22 protein-coding genes and 1 pseudogene are annotated in these 22469 nt (G+C 71.9%); 14 read left to right on the forward strand and 9 right to left on the reverse strand.

Going from position 1 to position 22469, the window contains the following annotated elements; genetic code table 11:
• Positions 1–71 precede the first annotated feature (71 nt).
• The 3 genes from BLT99_RS00205 to BLT99_RS00215 all read left to right on the forward strand — a co-directional run bounded on the left by BLT99_RS00205 (position 72) and on the right by BLT99_RS00215 (position 2203).
• On the forward strand, positions 72–698 hold the full coding sequence (locus tag BLT99_RS00205; RefSeq protein ID WP_092668269.1) for a hypothetical protein: 627 nt from the start codon (positions 72–74) through the stop codon (positions 696–698).
• Positions 699–798: 100 nt separating this feature from the next.
• Positions 799–1524: a YcnI family copper-binding membrane protein gene (locus BLT99_RS00210; RefSeq protein WP_092668271.1), complete on the forward strand. Its 726-nt coding sequence runs from the start codon at positions 799–801 to the stop codon at positions 1522–1524.
• A gap of 1 nt (position 1525) precedes the next feature.
• The gene (locus tag BLT99_RS00215) at positions 1526–2203 is read left to right on the forward strand and encodes a copper resistance CopC family protein (RefSeq protein ID WP_092668273.1); all 678 of its coding nucleotides are present in this window, start codon (positions 1526–1528) and stop codon (positions 2201–2203) included.
• 30 nt (positions 2204–2233) lie between these two features.
• Here the strand turns inward: BLT99_RS00215 and BLT99_RS00220 are convergent, their stop codons facing one another.
• Positions 2234–2935, reverse strand: a complete 702-nt coding sequence (locus BLT99_RS00220; protein WP_092668275.1) for an SDR family NAD(P)-dependent oxidoreductase — start codon at positions 2933–2935, stop codon at positions 2234–2236.
• Positions 2936–3088: 153 nt separating this feature from the next.
• Between BLT99_RS00220 and recQ the strand changes: the two genes are divergently transcribed.
• The 4 genes from recQ (at position 3089) to BLT99_RS00240 (ending at position 8448) form a co-directional block, all read left to right on the forward strand.
• Positions 3089–5110 (forward strand): DNA helicase RecQ, encoded by a 2022-nt coding sequence (recQ, locus tag BLT99_RS00225; RefSeq protein WP_172802944.1) that lies wholly within the window; start codon positions 3089–3091, stop codon positions 5108–5110.
• Between the two features lie 130 nt (positions 5111–5240).
• Positions 5241–5663: a hypothetical protein gene (locus tag BLT99_RS00230; protein WP_133988499.1), complete on the forward strand. Its 423-nt coding sequence runs from the start codon at positions 5241–5243 to the stop codon at positions 5661–5663.
• Positions 5660–6121, forward strand: a complete 462-nt coding sequence (locus BLT99_RS00235; protein ID WP_092668279.1) for a hypothetical protein — start codon at positions 5660–5662, stop codon at positions 6119–6121. The genes BLT99_RS00230 and BLT99_RS00235 overlap by 4 nt, the downstream gene beginning before the upstream one ends.
• Before the next feature lie 200 nt (positions 6122–6321).
• Positions 6322–8448, forward strand: a complete 2127-nt coding sequence (locus tag BLT99_RS00240) for an acyl-CoA dehydrogenase family protein (RefSeq protein WP_092668280.1) — start codon at positions 6322–6324, stop codon at positions 8446–8448.
• 58 nt (positions 8449–8506) lie between these two features.
• On the opposite strand, the gene BLT99_RS00245 is transcribed toward BLT99_RS00240, so the two are convergent.
• The 3 genes from BLT99_RS00245 to BLT99_RS00255 form a co-directional block, all read right to left on the reverse strand.
• Complete coding sequence (locus BLT99_RS00245) at positions 8507–8713, reverse strand: HPP family protein (RefSeq protein WP_092668282.1); 207 nt, start codon at positions 8711–8713, stop codon at positions 8507–8509.
• A gap of 64 nt (positions 8714–8777) precedes the next feature.
• Positions 8778–9791, reverse strand: coding sequence for a malate dehydrogenase (locus BLT99_RS00250; protein WP_092668284.1), 1014 nt, complete (start codon positions 9789–9791; stop codon positions 8778–8780).
• Between the two features lie 41 nt (positions 9792–9832).
• Positions 9833–10327 carry a DUF427 domain-containing protein gene (locus tag BLT99_RS00255; protein WP_092668286.1) on the reverse strand — a complete coding sequence of 165 codons (495 nt, stop codon included), beginning with the start codon at positions 10325–10327 and terminating at the stop codon, positions 9833–9835.
• A 148-nt stretch (positions 10328–10475) separates the two neighbouring features.
• On the opposite strand from BLT99_RS00255, the pseudogene pip reads away from it, so the two are divergent.
• Positions 10476–11429: pseudogene (gene pip / locus BLT99_RS17895) on the forward strand (prolyl aminopeptidase); the annotation flags it as partial.
• A 541-nt stretch (positions 11430–11970) separates the two neighbouring features.
• A complete protein-coding gene (ypfJ, locus tag BLT99_RS00270; RefSeq protein ID WP_092668288.1) occupies positions 11971–12849 on the forward strand; it encodes a KPN_02809 family neutral zinc metallopeptidase in 879 nt (292 codons plus the stop codon).
• 60 nt (positions 12850–12909) lie between these two features.
• Here ypfJ and BLT99_RS00275 read toward each other — a convergent pair whose 3' ends face one another.
• Entirely contained in the window at positions 12910–13608 is a 699-nt protein-coding gene (locus BLT99_RS00275) for an alpha/beta fold hydrolase (RefSeq protein ID WP_092668290.1), read from the reverse strand.
• 9 nt (positions 13609–13617) lie between these two features.
• Positions 13618–14616: a DMT family transporter gene (locus BLT99_RS00280; RefSeq protein ID WP_092668292.1), complete on the reverse strand. Its 999-nt coding sequence runs from the start codon at positions 14614–14616 to the stop codon at positions 13618–13620.
• Positions 14617–14776: 160 nt separating this feature from the next.
• On the opposite strand from BLT99_RS00280, the gene BLT99_RS00285 reads away from it, so the two are divergent.
• The 5 genes from BLT99_RS00285 (at position 14777) to BLT99_RS00305 (ending at position 20357) form a co-directional block, all read left to right on the forward strand.
• Positions 14777–15820, forward strand: a complete 1044-nt coding sequence (locus tag BLT99_RS00285) for a zinc-dependent alcohol dehydrogenase family protein (protein ID WP_092668294.1) — start codon at positions 14777–14779, stop codon at positions 15818–15820.
• A gap of 109 nt (positions 15821–15929) precedes the next feature.
• Positions 15930–16889 carry a helix-turn-helix transcriptional regulator gene (locus tag BLT99_RS00290; RefSeq protein ID WP_092668296.1) on the forward strand — a complete coding sequence of 320 codons (960 nt, stop codon included), beginning with the start codon at positions 15930–15932 and terminating at the stop codon, positions 16887–16889.
• A gap of 87 nt (positions 16890–16976) precedes the next feature.
• Positions 16977–17483, forward strand: a complete 507-nt coding sequence (locus tag BLT99_RS00295) for a GNAT family N-acetyltransferase (protein WP_197675510.1) — start codon at positions 16977–16979, stop codon at positions 17481–17483.
• 52 nt (positions 17484–17535) lie between these two features.
• Positions 17536–19899, forward strand: coding sequence for a molybdopterin oxidoreductase family protein (locus BLT99_RS00300; protein ID WP_092668298.1), 2364 nt, complete (start codon positions 17536–17538; stop codon positions 19897–19899).
• Positions 19896–20357: a hypothetical protein gene (locus BLT99_RS00305; RefSeq protein WP_092668300.1), complete on the forward strand. Its 462-nt coding sequence runs from the start codon at positions 19896–19898 to the stop codon at positions 20355–20357. The genes BLT99_RS00300 and BLT99_RS00305 overlap by 4 nt, the downstream gene beginning before the upstream one ends.
• Before the next feature lie 66 nt (positions 20358–20423).
• Here the strand turns inward: BLT99_RS00305 and BLT99_RS00310 are convergent, their stop codons facing one another.
• The 3 genes from BLT99_RS00310 to BLT99_RS00320 form a co-directional block, all read right to left on the reverse strand.
• Positions 20424–20795 carry a DUF7882 family protein gene (locus tag BLT99_RS00310; RefSeq protein ID WP_092668302.1) on the reverse strand — a complete coding sequence of 124 codons (372 nt, stop codon included), beginning with the start codon at positions 20793–20795 and terminating at the stop codon, positions 20424–20426.
• Between the two features lie 152 nt (positions 20796–20947).
• Positions 20948–21730: a PspA/IM30 family protein gene (locus BLT99_RS00315; RefSeq protein WP_092668304.1), complete on the reverse strand. Its 783-nt coding sequence runs from the start codon at positions 21728–21730 to the stop codon at positions 20948–20950.
• A gap of 25 nt (positions 21731–21755) precedes the next feature.
• Entirely contained in the window at positions 21756–22349 is a 594-nt protein-coding gene (locus tag BLT99_RS00320) for a hypothetical protein (RefSeq protein WP_133988498.1), read from the reverse strand.
• Between the last annotated feature and the right edge of the window lie 120 nt (positions 22350–22469).

The following is a 22469-nucleotide window of genomic DNA, read 5'->3' on the forward strand; positions in this document are numbered from 1 at the left end:
AACGGCCCCGGGCACCCGCCCGGGGCCGTTCGGCGTGCAGGGCGGAACGGACCGCCGGTTAGGCTGGTCGGATGATGACCCGGGGTGCCCGCGCGGCGCGCGGCGCGGCGATCGCCGCGTTCGCGACCTTCGCCGCCTCGCTGGCCCACACGGTCGGCGGCGGCACTCCGCCCGGTCCCCTGGCGCTCGTGCTCGCGCTCGCCTTCTCCATACCGCTCGCGATGGCCCTGACCGGCGGGCGGATGGCGCTGCTGCGCGCCTCCGCGGGGGCGCTCGCCGCGCAGGCGGCGCTCCACCTGCTCTACGCGCTCGGAACTCCGAGCGCCGCGAGCGCGCCATCCGAGTACCCGGCTCTCTCGCATGCGGCGCACGGTGCGCCGGTCGTGCATCTCGACGGCGCGCTCGTCGTCGTCTCGCACGGGCACGCGGTGGCGATGCCGCTCGCGCACCTCGTCGCGGCCGTGGCGACCGTCGGGGCGCTCGTGCTGTTCCAGCGCGCGGTGGCGGCCGTCTCGGTCGCCTTCGCCACGGTCGTCCGCGGTCTCCGCCTCGTCATCGTCGCGCTGCGCGGCCTGGTGGCTCCTGCCGCGCCGGCGCGGGTTGCCGCGACGACCTGGGTCGGCCCGCCCGATCCCGCCATCGTCCTCCTCTCCTCGCTTCGGCACCGCGGTCCGCCGCGGGCGTCGCTCGCCGCCTGAGCGGCCACGACACCCGCATCGTCACCGCACATCCCGGCGCGCCGAACTGAGCCGACCATCGGCCGCGCGCCAGTGCATTGAACCCGAAGAGAAGAGACCCATGCGTTCCATCACCCGTTCCACCGCCGTGGCCGCGAGCGCCCTGGGCGCCGGCGCCCTGCTCGCGCTCGCTGCGCCCGTCGCGGCGCAGGCGCACGTCACCGTCACGCCCGGCTCCACGGCTGCCGGCTCGTACACCGTGCTCGAATTCGCCTCGGGCCACGGCTGCGACGGCTCGCCCACGACCTCGTTCACGGTCGACATCCCCGAGCAGATCCTCTCCGTCACGCCCACGCTCCAGGCCGGATGGTCGGTCGAGAAGGTCATGGTCCAGCTCGACGAGCCGGTCGAGGGCGCTCACGGCGACGAGGTGACCGAGCGCGTCGGCCAGGTGGTGTACACGGCCGACACCCCCATCCCCGAGGGCTACCGCGGGGCATTCGAGATCCAGATGCTGCTGCCCGAGGACGGCGAGGGTGAGCGGCTGGAGTTCCCCGTGCTGCAGTCGTGCGTCGAGGGGGAGACCGCGTGGAACGAGTCGGCCGCCGACGGCGCCGAACCCGAGCACCCGGCACCGGCCATCGAGGTCACGGCGGCCGAGGGTGACGGCCACGGTCACGACAAGGCGGCCGCGACGGCCGAATCGGTCGAGACGACCGCCGCGACCCAGGATCCGGCGGATGCCGCTGTCGACACCCTCGCCCGCGTGATCGGCATCGGGGGCCTCGCCGTCGGCGTTGCCGGCCTGGTCGTCGCGATCATGGCCCGTCGCGGATCGAAGGCCTGACATGCGCACGGCGCGCACTCGATCCCGGACGCTCGGCGCGAGTGCGCTGCTCCTGGCGGCGCTCGGCGTCCTCGCGGGCCCGGCCCTGCCGGCGTCCGCGCACAACACGGTGATCGGCGAGACTCCCGACGCCGATTCGACCGTCACCACCCAGCCGGGCACGGTCGCGCTCGAGACGAGCGACGCGCTGCTCGATGCCGAGGGTGCGACGGCGATGGACGTCATCGGCCCCGACGGCCGACACTACGCGTCCCCGTGCCCCAGCGTCGATCGCGCCGTGGCGAGCGTACCGGTCGAACTCGGGCCCGAGGGCGAGTACACCGTCGAGTGGCGCGTGGTGTCGGCCGACGGACACCCCATCACGGGCGAATTCGCGTTCACGTGGGCGCCGTCCGACGCCGAGCAACTCGTTGAGGGCACCGACGATGCGGCGTGCGCCCAGGGCGCGGGCGAGGCCTCTGAGCCAGGCGACGCGACCGATGCCGAGACGGATGCCGCGGCATCCGGTGGGCTCGGCGACCTGCTGTGGGTGGTCGGGGGTGCCGCCGTGGTGGTGCTCGCCGGGCTCGTGGCGTTCCTGGTCATGCGCCGGCGACCGGCGGCCCAGGGTCACGATGACGCCGACGCCGACGCGACCGGGCCGACCGACGCCGACGACGGGCCGGCCGCGGACCGCTGAACCGCCCGCCGCGCGGGGCGACCGCCGAGCTCACCGTTCGGCGAACGCCCCGGGCGGCAGTGCCGTCTCGCCATCGACGATCGCGCGTATGAGCCGGTCGGCCACGGCCGCCGGGTCGAGTCCGTGCGGGAAGCGCGGCGCCGACCCGAAGAGCGGTCGCCCGGCGAGTCCCGTCTCGATGTGGCCGGGGTGCGCGTCGAGCAGGCGGATGCCGCTGCGCCGCAGTTCGCGGCCCGCCGCGGTCAGGTACGCCGCAAGCGCGGATTTCGAGGCGGAGTAGCTGGCGAGCCCGGCCGTCGGCAACTCCGCGACGATGCCGGTCAACGCGATCACGACGGGTTCCCGGCCGGCCGCGGCCGAATCGCGGAGCGCGGGGACCGCCACGGAGATGATCCGCATCGGCGCGAGCGCATTGACCGTGAACAGCGTCTCGAGGTCCTGCTCGGCCGTCTCGGCGACCGAGTCGAAGCCGACCACTCCGGCGGCGAGGACCACGATGTCGAGCCCGCCGAGGACGGCGGTCGCGCGTTCGACGATGGTCTCGGGCGCCGTCTCGTCGGTGAGGTCCACGGCGATCGGCTCGCCGAACGAGGCGCGCTCGGCGAGCCGCGCGTCGTCGCGGCCGTGCACGGCGACCCGCGCGCCGCCCTGGGCGAGCCGCTCCGCGAGCAGCGTGCCGAGCACGCCGGTCGCACCCACGACGAGGGTGCGCGCTCCCTCGATCTGCGTCATGGCGCGAGCCTATGCCGAGGGAATGCCGAGCGGATGCCGCGGCATCCGTCTTCACAGCGATCTCGCACCGCGACCCGTCCTCCCCAGCCCACGTTGTGGGCGGTCTCGAGACGTGCCCGCCACGCTGTCGGCCCCGGCGGGTAGGGTCGTCGGGTGACGTGGAGCCAGAACCCCGAACCGGCCGGCGCCTGGGCCGACGAGGTGCCGTGGGATCCCGACGAGCTCGTGCCGCCCGACGACGAGTGGGCGCCCCCGCCTCCTGCATTCGTCGATGAGTCGCAGTCCGGTGCGCCGACGGCGGCCGCGCCCCGGCTGGCCGCTCCGGCCGCCTCCCCGGCTCGGTTCGGCTCACCGCTTGAGGCGCTCCGCACGGTCTACGGCTACGACGCCTTCCGCGGCGAGCAGGCCGCGATCATCGATCACGTCGCCGGCGGTGGCGACGCGGTCGTGCTCATGCCCACGGGCGGCGGCAAGAGCCTCTGCTACCAGGTCCCGGCGCTGCTTCGCGAGGGAACGGGCGTCGTGGTCTCACCGCTCATCGCGCTCATGCACGACCAGGTCGACGCCCTCGTGCGCAACGGCGTCCGAGCGGGCTACCTCAATTCCTCGCAGTCCCCGGCCGAACGCGCGCAGGTCGAGCGGGCGTACGTCGCGGGCGAGCTCGACCTGCTCTACGTCGCTCCCGAGCGGCTGGGCTCCGAGCAGACCAAGCGCTTCCTCGAACGCGGCACCATCGCCCTGTTCGCGATCGACGAAGCCCACTGCGTCGCGCAGTGGGGTCACGACTTCCGGCCCGACTACCTCGGGCTCGCCGAGCTCGCCGAGCGCTGGCCCGACGTGCCGCGCATCGCCCTGACGGCGACCGCCACCGAGGCCACGCACCGCGAGATCACCGAGCGGCTCTCGCTCCGCGACGCGCGCCACTTCGTGTCGAGCTTCGATCGGCCGAACATCCAGTACCGCATCGCTCCGAAGCTCGACGTGCGGCGCCAGCTGCTCGACTTCGTGCGCACCGAGGGTCGCGACGCCGACGGCAACCCCGTCGCCGGCATCGTGTATGCGCTGTCACGGGCCAGCACCGAGAAGTTCGCGTCGTTCCTCGCCGCGAACGGCGTCGATGCGATGCCGTACCACGCCGGCCTCGACGCGGCGACCCGCCGTCGCACCCAGGAGCGCTTCCTCCGCGACGACGGGGTCGTCGTGGTCGCGACCATCGCCTTCGGCATGGGAATCGACAAGCCCGACGTGCGGTTCGTGGCCCACGTCGACCTGCCGAAGTCGGTCGAGGGGTACTACCAGGAGACGGGGCGCGCGGGCCGCGACGGGCTGCCCGCGACGGCGTGGCTGGCGTACGGCCTGCAAGACGTCGTGCAGCAGCGCCGGATGATCGACGAGAGCCCGGGCGACCTGGCGCACCGCCGGCGGCTGACGGCGCACCTCGATGCGATGCTCGCGCTGTGCGAGACCGTGCAGTGCCGCCGCCAGAACCTCCTCGCCTACTTCGGGGAGCCGAGCACGGCGTGCGGCAACTGCGACACGTGCCTCGAGCCGCCCGCCTCGTGGGACGGCACGGTGGCGTCGCAGAAGCTCATGTCGACCATCGTCCGGCTGCAGCGCGAGCGCAACCAGCGCTTCGGCGCCGGCCACCTGGTCGACATCCTGCGCGGCAAGCGCACGGCGCGCGTCGAACAGTACGGCCACGACCGCCTCGCGACGTGGGCGATCGGCGACGACCTCTCCGACGCGCAGTGGCGCGGCGTCGTGCGCCAGTTGCTCGCGCAGGGCCTGCTGCAGTCGGTCGGCGAGTACGGCGTGCTCGCGCTGACGGATGCCTCGGCGGAGGTCCTCGCGGGGGATCGCACGGTCGCCTTCCGCACCGAGCCCGAGCGGCCCGGTCGTACCTCCCGAAGCGCCCGGGCGGCCGCGCCCGCTGCCGCAGATCTCGAGCCGGCCGACGCGGAGCTCTTCGAGGCGCTCCGCACGTGGCGTGCAGGCGAGGCGCGCGAGCAGGGCGTTCCGGCATACATCGTGTTCGGCGACGCGACGCTTCGCGCGGTCGCCGTGCAGCGCCCTTCGAGCCTCGGCCAGCTCGACGGCATCTCGGGCATCGGCGCGAAGAAGCTCGAGGCGTACGGCGAGGCCCTGGTGCGCGTGGTCTCCGAGCACGTCGGCTGACCGCTCACCTCCCGAGGGCCGGCACGGTGCGTCGCAGCACGGGACCTTCGTACCGTGAGGCCACCCCGCACCCCCCGATACCATCGGCCGAAGGGCCGCCTCGGGGGCGGCCGGACTCGGGGGAGACGGAATGTCCGAAGTGGTCCGCGGGAAGCGTCCGGTCACCATCACGATCATCGGCGTGCTCGCGTTCATCGCCGGTCTGCTCGACATGCTCTCGGGCGTGCTCCTGTTCTTCCGGCTGCCGAACGACGAGGTGGTCGCGCGATTCGGCGGGTCCGGCGGTCTCATCACCGCCGCGATCGGCTCGATCGTCGTCGGCCTCATCACGGCAGTCCTCGCGGGCGGGCTGCTGCGGGGCAGCAACCCGGCGAGGCTCATCATCACGGTGCTGCAGGTCTTCTCGATCATCGGATCGCTGTTCCTCGCCGTGGCGTACATGAGCGATCCGTCGGTCGTGGGCGAGTGGCTCGGCCTCGCCTTCTCGGTCATCCTGCTGATCCTGCTCTGGACGCCCAAGGCGAGCCGCTTCTTCGTCGGCACCGTCGAATGACGCCATCCGATCGCGATCGGTCGCCGGCGATGGGCGATGCCGGCCTCGCCCGCGCGCCTCGGCCGACCGGGGTGACCGTGGTCGGCGTGCTCGTGTGGGTGAATGCGGCGCTCGACCTCGTGGCGGGCGGCTTCCTCCTCATTGGGGCGACGATCGGCGGCGACGACGACGCGACCCGGACGACGTGGGCGATCATGGGCTCCGTCTCGCTGCTCGTGGGCGCGCTCGCGGCCGTGATCGCCTTCGGCCTCATGAACGGCAATCCGATCGCCCGCATCGCGATCACCGCCATCGAGGTCGTCTCGGTCATCGCCTCCGTGAGTGCGGCCATCGTGGATCCCTCGACCGCCGTGAATGAGATCGTCAGCGCCCTGGTCGCGGTCGCCATCGTCGTGCTGCTCTGGTCGGGCGAAGCGACGCGATACTTCCGCGGTCTCCCGGCCGATCAACCGGGCTGACCACCCGGGACGGCCCGACCACCGCGCCGGACTTGTGGATGCTCCAACGGTCGATGACGCCGAACTTGTGGAATTCCGCAAATCCGAGCGGATGGCGCGAAGACCGGTTTGTCGGCTCCTGACGCAGTATTTCCGGCGCCGTCGAACCCGCCCATAGCGTGGATCGAAGCCCTGATCCGCGTACGAAGGACGAACCGACGATGGTCGACACGGCATCCCGAACCGACTCCACCCCGGCCCCGAAGGTCGAGCGCCCGAGCACCCAGGCGCACGCCGCCGAGGCCACTCCGGCGAACACCCCGATCGACTCGAGCGCAGCGCCCGTCGTCGACGTGGCGGCCCTCGGCCGCCAGCTGCTCGGCACGTGGCCCGACATCCGACTTGCTGCGCGCGAGCGTGCCGCCGACCCGGCGTTCCAGCGCATCGACGGGCAGTCGATGGCCGAGCACCGCGAGCGCGTGCTGGGGCAGCTGCGACTCCTCGTCGAGTCGGGCGCGGTGCACAAGGCCTTCCCGAAGGAGCTCGGCGGCGAGGACGACCACGGCGGCAACATCGCCGCGTTCGAGGAGCTCGTGCTGGCCGATCCCAGCCTCCAGATCAAGTCGGGCGTCCAATGGGGCCTCTTCGCGGCCGCCATCCTGCACCTCGGCACGACGCCGCACCACGAGAAGTACCTCCCGGGCGCGATGACGCTCGACGTGCCCGGCGCCTTCGCGATGACCGAGACAGGGCACGGCTCCGACGTGGCCGCGATCGGCACGACGGCGACCTACGATCCCGAGACCGAGGAGTTCGTGATCCACACGCCCTTCCGCGGGGCGTGGAAGGACTACCTCGGCAACGCGGCGCTCCACGGCATCGCGGCCGTCGTGTTCGCGCAGCTCATCACGAAGGGCGTCAACCACGGCGTCCACGCGTTCTACGTGCCCATCCGCGACGAGCAGGGCGAGTTCCTGCCCGGAATCGGCGGCGAGGACGACGGCCTGAAGGGCGGCCTGAACGGCATCGACAACGGGCGCCTGCACTTCACCGACGTGCGCGTGCCGCGCGAGAACCTGCTGAACCGCTACGGCGACGTCGCGGCCGACGGCACCTACTCGAGCCCCATCGCGAGCCCGGGTCGCCGCTTCTTCACCATGCTCGGCACGCTGGTGCAGGGGCGCGTCTCCCTCGACGGCGCCGCGACCATCGCGAGTGCCATGGGCCTCGCCATCGCGATCACCTACGGCACGCAGCGCCGCCAGTTCAACGCGGGCAGCGACACCGACGAGGAGGTGCTGCTCGACTACCAGCGCCACCAGCGCCGACTCATCCCGAGGCTCGCGACGACCTACGCCCAGGTCTTCGCGCACGACGAGTTCCTCGTCAAGTTCGACGCGGTGTTCTCGGGCGAGGCCGACACCGACGACGACCGTCAGGACCTCGAGACGATCGCCGCCGCCCTCAAGCCGCTCTCGACGTGGCACGCCCTCGACACGCTGCAGGAGGCGCGCGAGGCGTGCGGCGGCGCGGGCTTCCTCGCCGAGAACCGCCTCGTCGGCCTCCGCCAGGACCTCGACGTCTACGTCACGTTCGAGGGCGACAACAATGTCCTGCTTCAGCTCGTGGCCAAGCGGCTGCTGACCGACTACTCGAAGCAGTTCGCGAAGGCGGATGCCGGCGCGATGGCGCGCTACGTGGTCGCGCAGACGGCCGACCGCGCGTACCACGGCACGGGCCTGCGGCGTCTCGCGCAGACGATCGCCGACTTCGGCTCGACGGCACGGTCGGTGCACGAGCTGCGTGAGGAGGAGACCCAGCGCGAGCTGCTCACCGACCGCGTCGAGGCCATGATCAGCGAGATCGCCGGGCGGCTGCGCGACATGCGCAAGCTCTCGAAGGCCGAGGCGGCGGCGCTGTTCAATCGCAACCAGAACGAGCTCATCGAGGCGGCTCGCGCCCACGCCGAGCTGCTCCAGTGGGAGGCCTTCACCCGGGCCCTGGCCCGCACCGAGGATGCCGGTACCAAGCAGGTGCTGACGTGGGTCCGCGACCTGTTCGGCCTGGGCCTGATCGAGAAGCACCTCGCGTGGTACCTGATCCACGGTCGGCTCTCCCCGCAGCGCGCGCAGGCCGTGACGGCCTACATCGACCGCCTCGTCGAGCGCCTGCGCCCGTACGCGCTCGACCTCGTCGACGCGTTCGGCTTCGCGCCCGAGCACCTGCGCGCCGCGATCGCCTCCGGCGCCGAGCAGGAGCGGCAGGACGAGGCTCGTGCGTACTACGCGGCGCAGCGCGAGGCGGGTACGCTCGCCGCCCCCGAGAAGGCCGAGAGGCCGCGGCGATAGCGGAGGTCGCGTGGGCGGGCCGGGCGCGAGACGCCCGGCCCGCCGTCGTCTCGGGCGGTCAGCGGCGTCGCTGCCCGCCGGCGCCGTCGTCCTCGCCGGGCGGTTTCATGATCGCGCCCGCGGCGAGGCCGACGGCGAGTCCGGCGCCGAGCCAGACCCAGAATCCCGTCCAGACGCTGACGCCGATACCGACGATCAGCCCGACGACGAGCCCCACGATGAGCTGGCGGCGGCGGGCGGGCGACATGGGTTCTCGGTCGGGCATGCCCTCAGCCTAGGTGCGGATGCCACAACGCCCGGTCATGCCATCGGTGGCCGTCAGGTCAGCCTCAGATCAGGCCGAGCGAGCGAACGGCCTCACGTTCGTCGACGAGCTCGGCGACCGAGGCATCGATGCGCCTCCGGGCGAACTCGTCGACGTCGAGCGACTCGACGACCTTCCACGCGCCGTCCTCGGCGACGACCGGGAAGGAGGAGATCACTCCTTCGGCGACGCCGTACTCCCCGTTTGACCAGATCGCCGCGCTCGTGCGACCGCCATCACCCGTACCGAGCACCCAGTCGTGCACGTGGTCGATCGTCGCCGACGCGGCCGACGCCACGGAGGATGAGCCGCGCACCTCGATGATCTCGGCTCCGCGCTTGGCCACGCGCGGGATGAACTGGTCCTCGAGCCAGGAACGGGCCGCGTCCGTGCCGCCCATGCGGGCCGCGAGCAGCGCGGGCACGGGATCGCCGCCGGCCGTCGCGTGCGCGACATCCGGGAACTGCGTCGCAGAGTGGTTGCCCCAGATCGTGACGCCGCGCAGCTCGCCGACCGGGGACTGGAGTGCGGCCGCGAGCTGACCGAGCGCCCGGTTGTGGTCGAGGCGGGTGAGTGCCGTGAAGCGGTCCTTCGGCACGTCGGGCGCGTTGGACGCGGCGATGAGCGCGTTCGTGTTCGCCGGGTTGCCGACGACCACGACGCGGATGTCGTCGGCCGCATGCTCGTTGATGGCGCGGCCCTGCGGTCCGAAGATGCCGCCGTTGGCCTGGAGCAGGTCGCCGCGCTCCATCCCGGCGGCGCGCGGGCGTGCGCCGACGAGCAGGGCCAGGTTCGCGCCGCGGAACGCGACGGCGGGGTCGTCGGTGATCTCGACGTGCGAGAGCAGCGGGAACGCCGAGTCCTGGAGCTCGAGTGCCGCGCCCTCCGCGGCTCGCAGGCCCTGGGGGATCTCGAGGAGGTGGAGGCGCACGGGCGTATCCGGCCCGAGCATCGCGCCCGACGCGATCCGGAAGAGGAGGGCGTAGCCGATCTGCCCGCCTGCGCCCGTGATGGTGACCGTGACCGGTGTGCGGCTCATGGCCCGAGCCTACGCTGGGCGCCTTGTCGCGGCATCCGGCGTCACCAGCCCATCGAGCCGGGACCGCCCTTGAAGGGGCCGACGACCCAGGAGGTGATCCAGCCGCCGTAGAACGAGCCGGGCTGCGGGGTCACCTGTTCGCCGTCGATCGTGCAGGCGTCCATCGGTCCTGCGTAGACGGCGACGCGGTCGCGCAGTGCCTCGAACCCGGTCGACGGGTCCGGGTAGTTCCACGCCGCACGCTCGGCGATGCGTCCGCCGCCGTGCACGTCCAGGTAGCGCGCGGCGCCCTTGAACTCGCAGAACGACGCTCCCTCGGCGGGTGAGAGCGTGCCGTCGGCGAACGCCGAGATCGGCAGGTAGTAGACCGGCGGATGGCTCGTCTCGAGCACGCGCACCACGTCGCGAGTATCGACGACGCGCTCGCCGCCGAGCTCGATCGTGACGCGGAGGTCCACCTGCTCGACGCGCGGCGGCCTCGGATAGTCCCACACCGACTCCTGCCCGGGGCCGAGGGGATCGGGAACCGGTCGCATGACCGCACGCTAGGTCGTCCGGCTGGGAACGGGCCGTGGTCACGCCACGTGCGCCGACCGCGAAATCGCGGCGGCGCGCCGCTACCCGGCGGCATCCCCCGCTCGCTAGCGTGGCCGACAAGGGGGCGCGGTGGACGGAGGGGACAGCATGAGGGAGCTCTATCCCGAGATCGAGCCGCTCGAGACCGGCATGCTCGACGTCGGGGACGGCCAGCACATCTACTGGGAGGTCTCGGGCAGCCGCGAGGGCAAGCCCGTGGTGTTCCTGCACGGCGGCCCGGGCGGGGCCACCACGCCGACGCATCGGCGGCTCTTCGATCCCTCGAGGTACCGGATCGTGCTGTTCGACCAGCGAGGCTGCGGCTTCTCGATCCCGCATGCGTCCGAGCCGGGCGCCGACCTGTCGGCGAACACGACCTGGCATCTCGTGGCCGACATGGAGCGGCTTCGTGCGCACCTCGGCATCGATCGGTGGCAGGTCTTCGGGGGTTCGTGGGGCAGCGCGCTCGCGCTCGCGTACGCCCAGACCCACCCCGAGCGCGTGACCGAGCTGGTGCTCCGAGGCATCTTCACCCTGCGCCGCCAGGAGCTCGACTGGTTCTACGAGGGCGGTGCGTCCGCGATCTTCCCCGATCACTGGGAGGACTTCATCGCGCCCGTGCCGATCGGCGAGCGGGCGCACCTCATCGAGGCGTACCACCGACTGCTCTCGGATCCGGACCCGGCCGTGCACCAGGCCGCCGCGATCGCGTGGTCGCGATGGGAGTCCTCGACCATCACGCTGCTGCCGCAGGCCGAGACGATCGCCCGCTTCACCGCGCCCGAGTACGCGACCGCGTTCGCCCGTATCGAGAACCACTACTTCCGCCACGGCGGATGGTGGGACGAGGGCCAGCTCATCCGCGACGCCGAACGGCTCCGCGCCATCCCCGCGGTCATCGTGCAGGGCCGCTACGACATGTGCACGCCCATGATGACCGCCTGGGACCTGCATCGCGCCTGGCCCGAGGCCGACCTGCGCGTGATCGACGACGCCGGGCACGCATTCGATGAGCCCGGCATCCTCGACGCCCTCATCGCCGCGACCGATCGGTTCGCCGAGCCGGGCGAGACCACTATGCCGGATGAGACGGCCGACGCCGGCGCCATCGCCGGCGTCGTTGCGGCTGAGAGCTCCGACGACGCGGCGCGGTATGCCGCGGAGGCAGAGGAGGACGTCGCGGACGACGAGAGCGGCGAGGCCCGGACCGACGCGGCGGGCGAGGCCGGGGACGCCGATCGCGACGCCGACGCCGACGAGGACGCCGACGATGACAGCGACGCCGACGCCGACGATGACGAGGACGGCGAAGACGACAGCGATGACGACGACAACGACGACGATGACAACGACGACAGCGATGACGACGACAGCGATGACGACGACGACGATGACGATGAAGACGACGAAGATGACGATGACGATGGCGACGACGATGACGAAGACGAAGACGAAGACGAAGACGACGATGACGATGACGAAGACGAAGATGACGACCGCGACGACGACGCCGACGATCGCGACGAGTCCGGCAGCGTAGCGCGACGCGGGGACGAACGGAAGGCGGATGCCCCCGCCGACCAGTGAGCGGTAACGTCGGGCCATGACGTTCAATCCGAACTCCGACATCAGTGGTGGCAAGACGTCACGCCGCGGACGCACCACGGGCATCGCGGTCGGCGGCGGCCTCGGTGCGATCGCGCTCTTCCTGATCTCGCAGTTCCTCGGCGTCGACCTGACCGGTCTGGTCGGCGGCGGTCAGCAGGACCCGTCGGCCACGGACTCGGCGCTCCAGGAGTGCCAGACGGGCCAGGACGCGAACGAGCGCATCGACTGCCGGATGCAGGGCGCAGCGGCCTCGCTGGAGGACTACTGGCAGGACGCCGGCCCGCAGATCGGAGTGGACTACGTGGGTCCGCAGGACCTCATCCTCTTCAGCCAGGCCGTGGCGACCGGCTGCGGCAACGCGTCGTCGGCGACGGGACCGTTCTACTGCCCGCCCGACCAGACGATCTACATCGACACGTCGTTCTACGACACCCTCGAGCAGCAGTTCGGTGCCGAGAGCGGCCCGCTTGCCGAGATGTACGTGGTCGCGCACGAGTGGGGCCACCACGTGCAGAACCTTGCGGGGATCCTCGAGTCGTCGCAGGACGGCCAGACGGGGCCGACCTCCAATGCCGTGCGCGTCGAGCTGCAGGCCGATTGTTTCGCGGGGGCCTGGGCGGCATCGGCCTCGAAGACGGAGGACGAGAACGGCGTGACGTTCCTGCAGCCGATCACCCCCGAGCAGTACACCGAGGCCCTGAGCGCTGCGGCGGCGGTCGGCGATGACCGGATCCAGGAGACGACGCAGGGCCAGGTCAACCCGCACCAGTTCACCCACGGCACGAGTGAGCAGCGCGTGCGGTGGTTCGAGGCCGGGTACGACAACGGCGCCGGCGCCTGCGACACGTTCGGGGTGAGCGGGAACGACCTCTGATGCGGCGCTTCGCGGGCTGACGCGAGCGTCGCCGGGCCGAGGGCGTGCCGCCGTGGCGGCTCAGCGGGCGATCGCGTCGACGAGCATGCGGCCGAGTTCGGCCGGTCGCGTGAACTGCGGCCAATGGCCGGTCGGGAGGTCGACGTACTCGACGTCGCGCATCGCGGCGAGCTCGCGCACGAACGGGGCGCCCCCGGCGACCCATTCCTTCAGCTGGGTGCTCGGGTACTCGCACGTGATGATCGTGCTCGGTACGTCGCGCCGTCGGTCGTCGGTGAGACGCAGCGGATCGGTCGCGACGGCCGCGGGCTCGGGGATCGAACGTTCGCGGAACCGGCGTCGCCCCTCGTCGTCGAGATCGGCGAGCATGCCCTCGCCGAAGACCGACCAGTCGGGCAGGGGGATTTCGTCGCCCACCACCGGGAGGCTGTCGTTGATGGAGTCGCCATCGCCCATGGGCGCCGCGTCGACGTAGACGACGCGGGCGATGCGATCGGGCCGGCGGTCGGACACGGCCTGCGCGACGGTGCCGCCACCCGAATGCCCGACGAGCACCACAGGTCCCTCGATGCCGTCGACAAGACGCAGCACCGCCTCGACGTGATCGTCGAGCCCGATGCCGGCACGCGGCGCATCGACGGACTCGAGGCCGGGGGGCGTGACCGCGTGCAGCCGATGGCCGGCGGCCTCGAGCTCGGGCGTCACCTCGCTCCACGAACTCGCGTCGAGCCAGAATCCGGGGATGAGGATGACGTCCATGCTCCGACGCTAGGCCGCGCCGCCGACATCCACGCGGGGCCCGACGGCGGCGCCGGGCGGGTGGCCTGCGGACGGCTCGGCGCCGCGGCGAGGCATCCGTCGACCGCTTGCCAGGGCGAGCAGCACGATGCCCGATGCGAGCACGAGCAGCCCCGTGACGGCCCCGGCCGACAGCTGCTCGTGGAGCACCATCACGCCGAGCACCGTCGCCGTGAGCGGTTCGGCGAGCGTCAGCGTCGACACGGTCGCGGGGGTCAGCTGCTTCAGGCCTGCGCCGAAGAGCAGGTACGCGGCCGTCGTCGTGACGAGCCCGAGCCACAGCGCCATCACGAGCCCGTCGGGCGACGCCAGCCACGAGGCATCCGTCGACAGCAGCACCGGCAGGCTCACCGCTGCGGCGCCGCCGAAGATCGCCCCCATGCTCGCCGCCGAGCTCCAGCCGCGATCGAGCAGCGCCTTGCCCGCCAGCGTGTAGACGGCGTAAGCGCCTCCGGCGGTGATCGACGCCGCGACGCCGAGCGGGTCGACGGCCGTCGGCCCCGTGCCGGTCGCGGCGGCGAGCACGGTGACGCCCGCCGTCGCGAGGGCGGTGGCGACGATCCAGACCCGGCCGGGGAACCGGCGCCGGATGACCCAGTCCATCCCGCCCGTCAGCACCGGCGCAGACCCGAGGGCGACGACGGTGCCCACCGCGACGCCGTTCGCCGCGGTGCCGGCGAAGAACGCCGGCTGGTACGCGAGCACGCCCGCCGCGCCGGCGACGACCGCGATGAGGGCCGGAAGACGCCGCGTGCGGTCGCCGGGCGTCGGGGCGACGGATTTCCCGGTCGCGTCGTCCCGGCGCCCGGCGAGCTGCATCACGAGGGCCACGGCGGCCAGCGCGCCCCCGCCGATCAGGATGCGCGCCGCGCCGAGCGAGAGGGGATCGGCCTCGGGCCCGAGCGCCTGCGCGGTGCCGGTCGTGCCGAAGCAGACGGCCGCCGCGAGGACGAGGAGCACGGAACGCATTGGCATATTGTTACACAATCCAAGCCGACCGACGAGTGCCGATAGGATTCCGGAGGTCCGCGTCGCCGCGGCATCCGTCACGTCATCGCCGAGGGGGCGCGCGACTCGGCGCACGGTGCCCTGCCGGCGGCTCGGCCTTCACCTGTCGTGAGGAGGACCCGTGCGCGCCGTCATGTACCGCGACTTCGGCCAGTCGCCCGAGCTCGTCGAGGTCGAGCCACCCGAGTGCCCGCCACGGGGTGCGGTCGTCCGCGTGCGGGCGACGGGGCTATGCCGCAGCGACTGGCACGGCTGGATGGGACATGACGACGTCATCGCCCTGCCGCACGTGCCCGGGCACGAGTTCGCCGGCGAGATCGCCGAGCTCGGCGGCGAGATCGACGAGGCGAGCGGATGGCGCGTCGGCGACCGGGTCACCGCACCCTTCATCTGCGCGTGCGGCCGTTGCGACGAGTGCCGTTCGGGCAATGAGCAGGTGTGCCGGCAGCAGCGCCAGCCGGGGTTCACCCACTGGGGTTCGTTCGCCGAGTACGTCGTGGTCGACGAGGCCGAGCTCAACCTGATCCGCTTGCCCGACTCGCTCGGGTTCGTCGAGGCGGCCTCGCTCGGCTGCCGGTTCGCGACCGCGTACCGGGCGATCATCGCGCGCGGTCGGCTGCAGCCGGGCGAGCAGGTCGCGGTGCACGGATGCGGCGGGGTCGGCCTCTCCGCGATCATGATCGCGGTCGCGGCCGGCGTGCGCGTCTACGGCGTGGATGTGTCTGAGGCGGCGCTCGCCGCGGCGACCGAGCTCGGCGCGGTGCCGATCCAGGGCGGGGAGGGCGCGGCCGAGCGCATCCGGGAGGCCAGCGGCGGGGGCGTCCACCTCTCGGTCGATGCGTTCGGGAGCCCCGAGACGGCGTTCGCGTCGGTGCGCAGCCTCAGGACGCGCGGCCGTCACGTGCAGATCGGCCTCATGCTCGCCGATCACGCCGTCGCGGCGATGCCCATGGACGCGGTCATCGCGGGCGAACTCGAGATCCTCGGCAGCCACGGCATGGCCGCGCACGAGTATCCCGACCTGCTCGGCGCGGTCGCGTCGGAGGCGTTCCGCCCGATCGAGCTCGTCGGCCGCACCATCGGGCTCGATGACGTCCCCGAGGCGCTCGCCGCGATGGGACGAGCCGGGGGAGCGGGTTCAGGCATGACGGTCGTGGAACTCTAGGCGGCCTGCCCCGCCACCGAATGCGGCCTGACCCGGGGATCCTCAGCATCGTGCGGATAGACTGACCTGAATCGGCGCCGCCCTTGCGCCGCTTGGTGAGGACCCCCGCATGACCGCACTGGCACGGTCGTCGTTCGAGACGAACGCTCCCGAGGAAGCCCGGCAGGCCTTCGCGCCGCTCGTTCCGCGCCTCGAGTTCGGGCGGGTCGATCCCGACACCTTCCGCGTCTGGATCCAAGCGCGATCCGTCAGCGGATTCTCCATCGTCGACTATGCGTTCGGGGCTCCCACGTCGGTCGCCGGCGGCGCCGACGAGGTGCTCGTCGTCTCGGCGCGCGGCCGCAACGTGGACATCCGATACGGCCGTGAGTCGGTCGACTCGCGGCGCCCGTACATCAACGCGGCGGACGGCGTCTCCGGACGGTGGGACGAGCTCCAGGCTCGCGGCACCGTGCTCGACCGCGGTCGACTCGAAGGCGTCGCCCGCACGATCTCGGGTCAGCCCATCGACCGGATCGAACCGGTCGAGCTCGCGGCTCGCACCCCCGAGCTCGGGCGACGCTGGGACGACGCCGTCGCGCGCGTGCGGCGCGCCATGCTCGTCGCGCCGGAGTCCTTCGCCGACCCCGTGGTCGAGGAGGCGGCGTTCCACCACCTCGCGCTGACCTACCTCGCCGCGTTCCAGCTGGCGTGGCCGGGGCCGGACGGGCGTCACGTGTCGATCGACGCGCGGTCCAGGACCGTGCGTGCGGCGATCGACCACATGCATGCGCACGCCGCGAGCCCGCTGACCGTGCAGCAGGTCGCGGCCGCGGTGCACGTCTCACCCCGAGGACTGCACGCGGCGTTCGTGTCCGAACTGGGACGATCCCCGTCGGAGGTGCTGCGCGACATCCGCCTCACGGGGGTACGCGACGAACTGCGGTTCGCGGACCCCATCGACGGCATCGGCGCGATCGCCCGCCGCTGGGGGTTCGTGCACCTCTCGCGATTCGCCGAGGCGTACGAACGCGCGTACGGCGAACTGCCGTCGGCCACCCGACCGACCCGACGACGCGCCGCGGCCTGAGCATCGCGACGCGTCTGCGCCTCCGTTCGCACGCGAGGTGCCGTTCCCTCCACGGCTGGGCCGGGCGACCGCGGGTACGGTCGAGGCATGGGCGACCTGACGGTGCGCGCGGCGAGGGCCGCCGATGCCCGCGACATGGCGCGGGTCATCGTGCAGTCGTGGCGCGAGACGTACCGCGGCGTCGTGCCCGATCGCATCCTCGACGATCCCGGGTTCGAGGACGCGCGTGAGCGGTTCTGGACCGCGGCCCTGACCGAGGAGCGATACCGTGCGAACCGGATCGCGGTCGCGGAGCGCGACGGCCGGATCGTCGGCGTCGCGATGTCGGGACCGATCGAGGAAGCCGGCTCGGAGTGGACGCGCCAGTTGTACGTGCTCTACGTCGTTTCCGGCGAACTCGGGTCGGGCGCCGGCACGGAACTGTTCCACCACGTGATCCGTCCGGACGATGCCGTCGCGTTGTGGGTGGCCGACCCGAATCCACGTGCACAGGCGTTCTACCGCAAGCAGGGCTTCATCGCGGATGGCGCCGAGACCGTCGACGACGGGATCCGCGAGATCCGGATGGTGCGCCCCGCGAGTGCGCCCGGGTAAGCACCGCGCAAGGGGGTTGTCGTGCGGGGAGGCCGCGTCCGACAGTCGTTGCGTGACCGAGCAGGAGACGACGACGCGGGAACCACGTGATCGGGTCGAGGACGTGTGGGGATCCCGGACGCCGTTCGGCCGAGGGCAGCACTGGCCGGAGCGGGTCGACCAGCTATTGGCCGACGGCGTCGCGGAGGGCGACGTCGATCGATGGGTCCGGTCGGCGTGCGTGCTCTGCAGCAACGGCTGCGGGTGCGACATCGCCGTCAAGGACGGTCGGATGGTGGGCATCCGGGGCCGCGCCGACGACCCCATCAACCACGGCCGTCTGGGGCCGAAGGGGCTTTACGCGAGCTGGCAGGGCGTCGGTCACCGCGATCGGCTGACCACGCCGCTCGTCCGTCGCGACGGCGTTCTGGTGCCTGCGAGCTGGGACGAGGCCATGAGCCTCGTCGTCGAGCGCAGCCGCGCGCTGCTCGACGAGGTCGGGCCGCTCAGTCACGGCTTCTACACGAGCGGACAGCTCTTCCTCGAGGAGTACTACGCGCTGGCCATCATCGGCAAGGCCGGCGTCGGCACGCCGCACATGGACGGCAATACGCGCCTGTGCACCGCGACGGCCGCGGCTTCCCTCAAGGAGTCGTTCGGCGCCGACGGCCAACCCGGCTGCTACGAGGACCTCGACGAGTGCGAGGCGCTCTTCCTCTACGGCCACAACATCGCGGCCACCCAGACCGTCGCCTGGGCGCGCGTGCTCGACCGCCTCGACGGTCCGGAACCACCCGCACTCGTCGTGGTCGACCCGCGCCGCACGCCCGTCGCGAAGCGCGCGACCGTGCACCTCGCCGTGAACCCCGGCACGAACCTCGCGCTGATGCACGCCCTCGTGCGCGAACTCATCGCCAACGGGTGGACGGATGACGCGTGGGTCGCCGAGCACACCGTCGGGTTCGACGAGCTGGCCGGCCAGGTGAAGGAGTGGACGCCCGAGCGCGCGGCCGAGGTATGCGGGGTCGCCGCCGACGAGATCCGCGAGGCCGCCCGCATCTTCGGCACGACCGACCGGGTCGTCTCGACGGTGCTGCAGGGCTTCTACCAGTCAGCGCAGGCGACCGCATCGTCGTGCCAGGTCAACAACCTGCACCTGCTCCGCGGCATGATCGGGAAGCCCGGAGCGGGCCTGCTGCAGATGAACGGCCAGCCCACCGCGCAGAACAACCGGGAGACGGGCGCCGACGGCGACCTCTCCGGGTTCCGCAACTGGGAGAACGAGACGCACGTGCAGGAGCTCGCGACGCTCTGGGGTGTCGACCCGCAGGTCATCCCGCACTGGGCGCCGCCCACCCATGCGATGCAGCTGTTCCGCTACGTCGAGCAGGGCTCCATACGGTTCCTGTGGGTCTCGGCGACCAACCCCGCGGTCTCGCTTCCGCAGCTCGCGCGCATCCGCGACATCCTGTCGAAGCCCGAGACGTTCCTCGTCGTGCAGGACCTCTACCTGACCGAGACCGCGGCGCTTGCCGATGTCGTGCTGCCCGCGGCCGCGTGGGGCGAGAAGACCGGCACGTTCACGAACACCACGCGCACCGTGCACCTCTCGGAGCAGGCGGTGGACCCGCCGGGAGAGGCGCGCTCGGACCTCGACATCTTCCTCGACTACGCGCGGCGCATGGACTTCCGGCGAATCGACGGCCGGCCACTGCTCGACTGGTCGGGGCCCGAGGACGCCTACCGCGCCTGGCAGGAGTGCTCGCGCGGGCGTCCGTGCGACTACACGGGCATCTCGTACGACGACCTGCGCCGTGAGAGCGGCATCCGGTGGCCGCGCCGCGAGGGCGAGACCACGAGCACCGACCGGCTCTACGCCGACGGCCGCTTCCCGACGAGTCCCGACGAGTGCGAGAACTACGGCCACGACCTGCTCACGGGCGCCGACGTCGGTCCCGAGAAGGCGAAGGCGCTCCGGGCCGACGGCCGGGCCCACCTGAAGTCCGCCCCGTACACCGGTCCGCATGAGCCGCCCGACGCCGATTATCCCCTGCGCTTCACGACGGGTCGCGCCATCCACCACTTCCACACGCGCACGAAGACGGGGCGGTCGCCCGAGCTCGACGCGGCCGCGCCATCCGTCTGGCTCGAGATGGCCGAGTCGGATGCCGCGGAACGAGGCCTCGCGGACGGCGATGACGTCGAGGTGCGCTCGCGTCGGGGCCGCATCGTCGCACCACTGCGCGTCACGGGCATCCAGCCGGGCACGGTGTTCGCGCCGTTCCACTACGGCTACTGGGACGCGCCGCCCGGCGCTGAGGAGCGCCATCCGACGGCAGCGAACGAGCTGACGATCACCGAGTGGGATCCCGTCTCGAAGCAGCCCGTCTTCAAGACCGCCGCCGTCCAGGTGGCCCGCGCGAAGGGTGAACGATGAAGCTGCCGGTGTACCTGTCGCTCATCGACCGATCGGAGGAGTCGCTCGCGCGGGCCTACCGCCAGATGGGGAGCGCGCACGGCGACGAGCCCGACGTCCACTTCCTCTGCCTCGGCCACGCGTCCAAGTGCGACGAGCACCGCACCAGGCTCGCACCTGTGATCGAGCGCTACGGCACCGCGCCGTCGGGCGACGAGCCCGAACGGCTCCAGCACGATGGCGTGGGCGAGCCCCGCACCGGACCACTCGGCCTCCTGCGCGACCTGCAGGACCTGTACCTGCTCGCGACCCTCGTGGACGTCACGTGGGTGATGCTCGAGCAGGCCGCGCAGGCGCTCCGCGACAGCGAGTTGCTCGGGATCGTCGAGGACTGCGATCACGAGACGGCCGTCCAGCTCGCGTGGCTCGTGACGCGCATGAAGCAGAGCGCGCCGCAAGTGCTGGTCGCGGCACGGTGACCTGCGCGGGATCAACCTGAGCAGGCACGATCTCGACGATCGTCGGCGGCCCGGTCGCCTGATCGGTCAGGCCGTTGACGCGCCGGACGGCTCCTCGATGTCGTGGTGATACAGCGAGAAGCTGCCGGTCGGGATGTGATCGGTGAGCCGGTCGGCCACCGCCGCGTCGAGCGACAGTCCAGAGTTGCTGTTCACGGCGATCATGAGCCGGTCGAGCAGGTGGCGGTCACGCGGCGCTCGGACCGTGCTGTCGAACTCCGCGCGGATGAACGTGATGGGCGTGAGGAACACGCGCTGCTCTTGGCCGCACTCATCGCTCCAGCTGAGGAGCACGGGCTCCTTGCGACGGAGCTTCGTCGTGATCACGGTGAAGACATGGTCGAGGAGATCGTCGTCGAGCATGATGGGGACGACCCCGTCGAGGTTGAGCGAACCCACGGCGTCCCTCCGATCAGAATCGCGAGAGACGAACGCGCGGCGAGTCTCGCCTGCGCTTGGTCGGTAATCCGAGTCCCGAAGGCTCACGCTACGCCGAATCGCGGCACGTCCCCTGTTTGCGGGACAAATGGCTCGATCTTCGCAGCCCGTGATCAGGTGGGGTTGGGGCCCTGCCCGATGCTCAACCACTCGCCGGCATCGTCGCCGCCCGATCGCGGACGGCCGGACGCGGCATCCGGTGTCTCGCCTTTCAGCTCTCGGATCTGGCGGTCGATCTCGGCCTGCGCGCTCATCGCGGCGAGCTGCCGCTCGATGTCGGCGTCGGGCGGCGCGGTGAGGTCGCGCAGCGCGCCGCTGTTGAGCAGTTCGTCGGTCGCTTCGGCGCGTGCCTGCATCTGCGCCACCCGGTCGCGGGCCCGGTCGAGGCTCGTGCCGACGTCGTCGATCGTCGCACCGATGCCGGCGACCGCCTCGTTCGCACGCACCTGCGCCTCGGACGCGGTATAGGTCGCCTTGATCGTCTCCTTCTCGATGCGGAAGGCCGCGATCTGCTCGGAGAGGCGGCGCTCGCGCTCCTCGAGCTGCGACGTCTGCTTCTGCATGCCCGCGTACTGCGATTGCAGCTGGGCGACCTGGCGTTCGATGAGCGAGCGACGCTCGAGGGCCGCGCGCGCGAGGTCCTCGCGACCCTGGTCGAGCGCCTCCTTGGCCTGCGCGCCCAGGCGCTGGTACCGCTGGCCGAGCTCCTGCCCCTGCAGGTCGATGCGCTTCTTCGCGGTCGCGACCTCGGCCAGCGCCTGCCGCACCTGCTGCAGCAGCTTGACCTGCTGGTCGTAGCTGTCGTCGAGCAGGTCGCGCGGGTCCTCGATCTTGTCGAGGGCCTTCGAGGTCTTGGTGCGGAAGATCGTCCGCATCCGGGAGCTGTTGCTGGCCATGTCGGTTCCCCTCGTGTCGTTCGGTTCAGGCGGCGGGGCGGATGGGTCGTGGCCGCCCGCCGAGCGCGTCGCCCTGGTTCAGCAGTCGAAGCTCCTGGACGCCGGCGTGCAGCGCCGCGACCTCGCGGTCGACGTCGGCGTGGAGCGCGGTGAGCGCGTCGTCGGAGACGCCGCCGAGACCCGCCGCGACGGCCGAACGGAGCCGCCGGACGAGGTCGACGACCTGCTCGACGCGACCGTCGGCGGTCCGCAGCTCGCGCGACAGAGCCGCGGCATCCGTCTCGCTCTCCATCAGCCGCAGCTGCAGGTCGAGCGACTCGCCCTCGTGCTCGATGCGACGGAAGAGCCGCGTCAGGTCGCCGCGTGGACCGTCGCCGTGGGCGGCGACCTCGAGGGCGGCGCGCCCGCTCTCGAGCGACTCCCGGAGGCGGACGCGCATCCGCAGCACCTTGCCGCGGGGTCCGGTGGCGACCCGGGCGCGCGTGCGCAGCACCGCCCCGCCGACCGCGCGGCTGCGGCGGAGCCGCTTCACCACGAACCGGACAGCGAGCACGACCGTCGTGACCGACAGCGCCACGATGATCAGCAGTGCGAGCAGCACCCCGAAGATGACGTCCACGATGTCCCCCTTCGCCTCGCGCATGAGCGCCGCGAAACGCGATATAACGCAATCTACGCCCGGTTCGCCGAAAGCGTGAGTGTCTGCGACCGATTCACAGGCGCGAAACGGACCACAATG

Origin of the sequence: Agromyces flavus (genome assembly GCF_900104685.1) — a bacterium.
Lineage (GTDB): Bacteria > Actinomycetota > Actinomycetes > Actinomycetales > Microbacteriaceae > Agromyces > Agromyces flavus.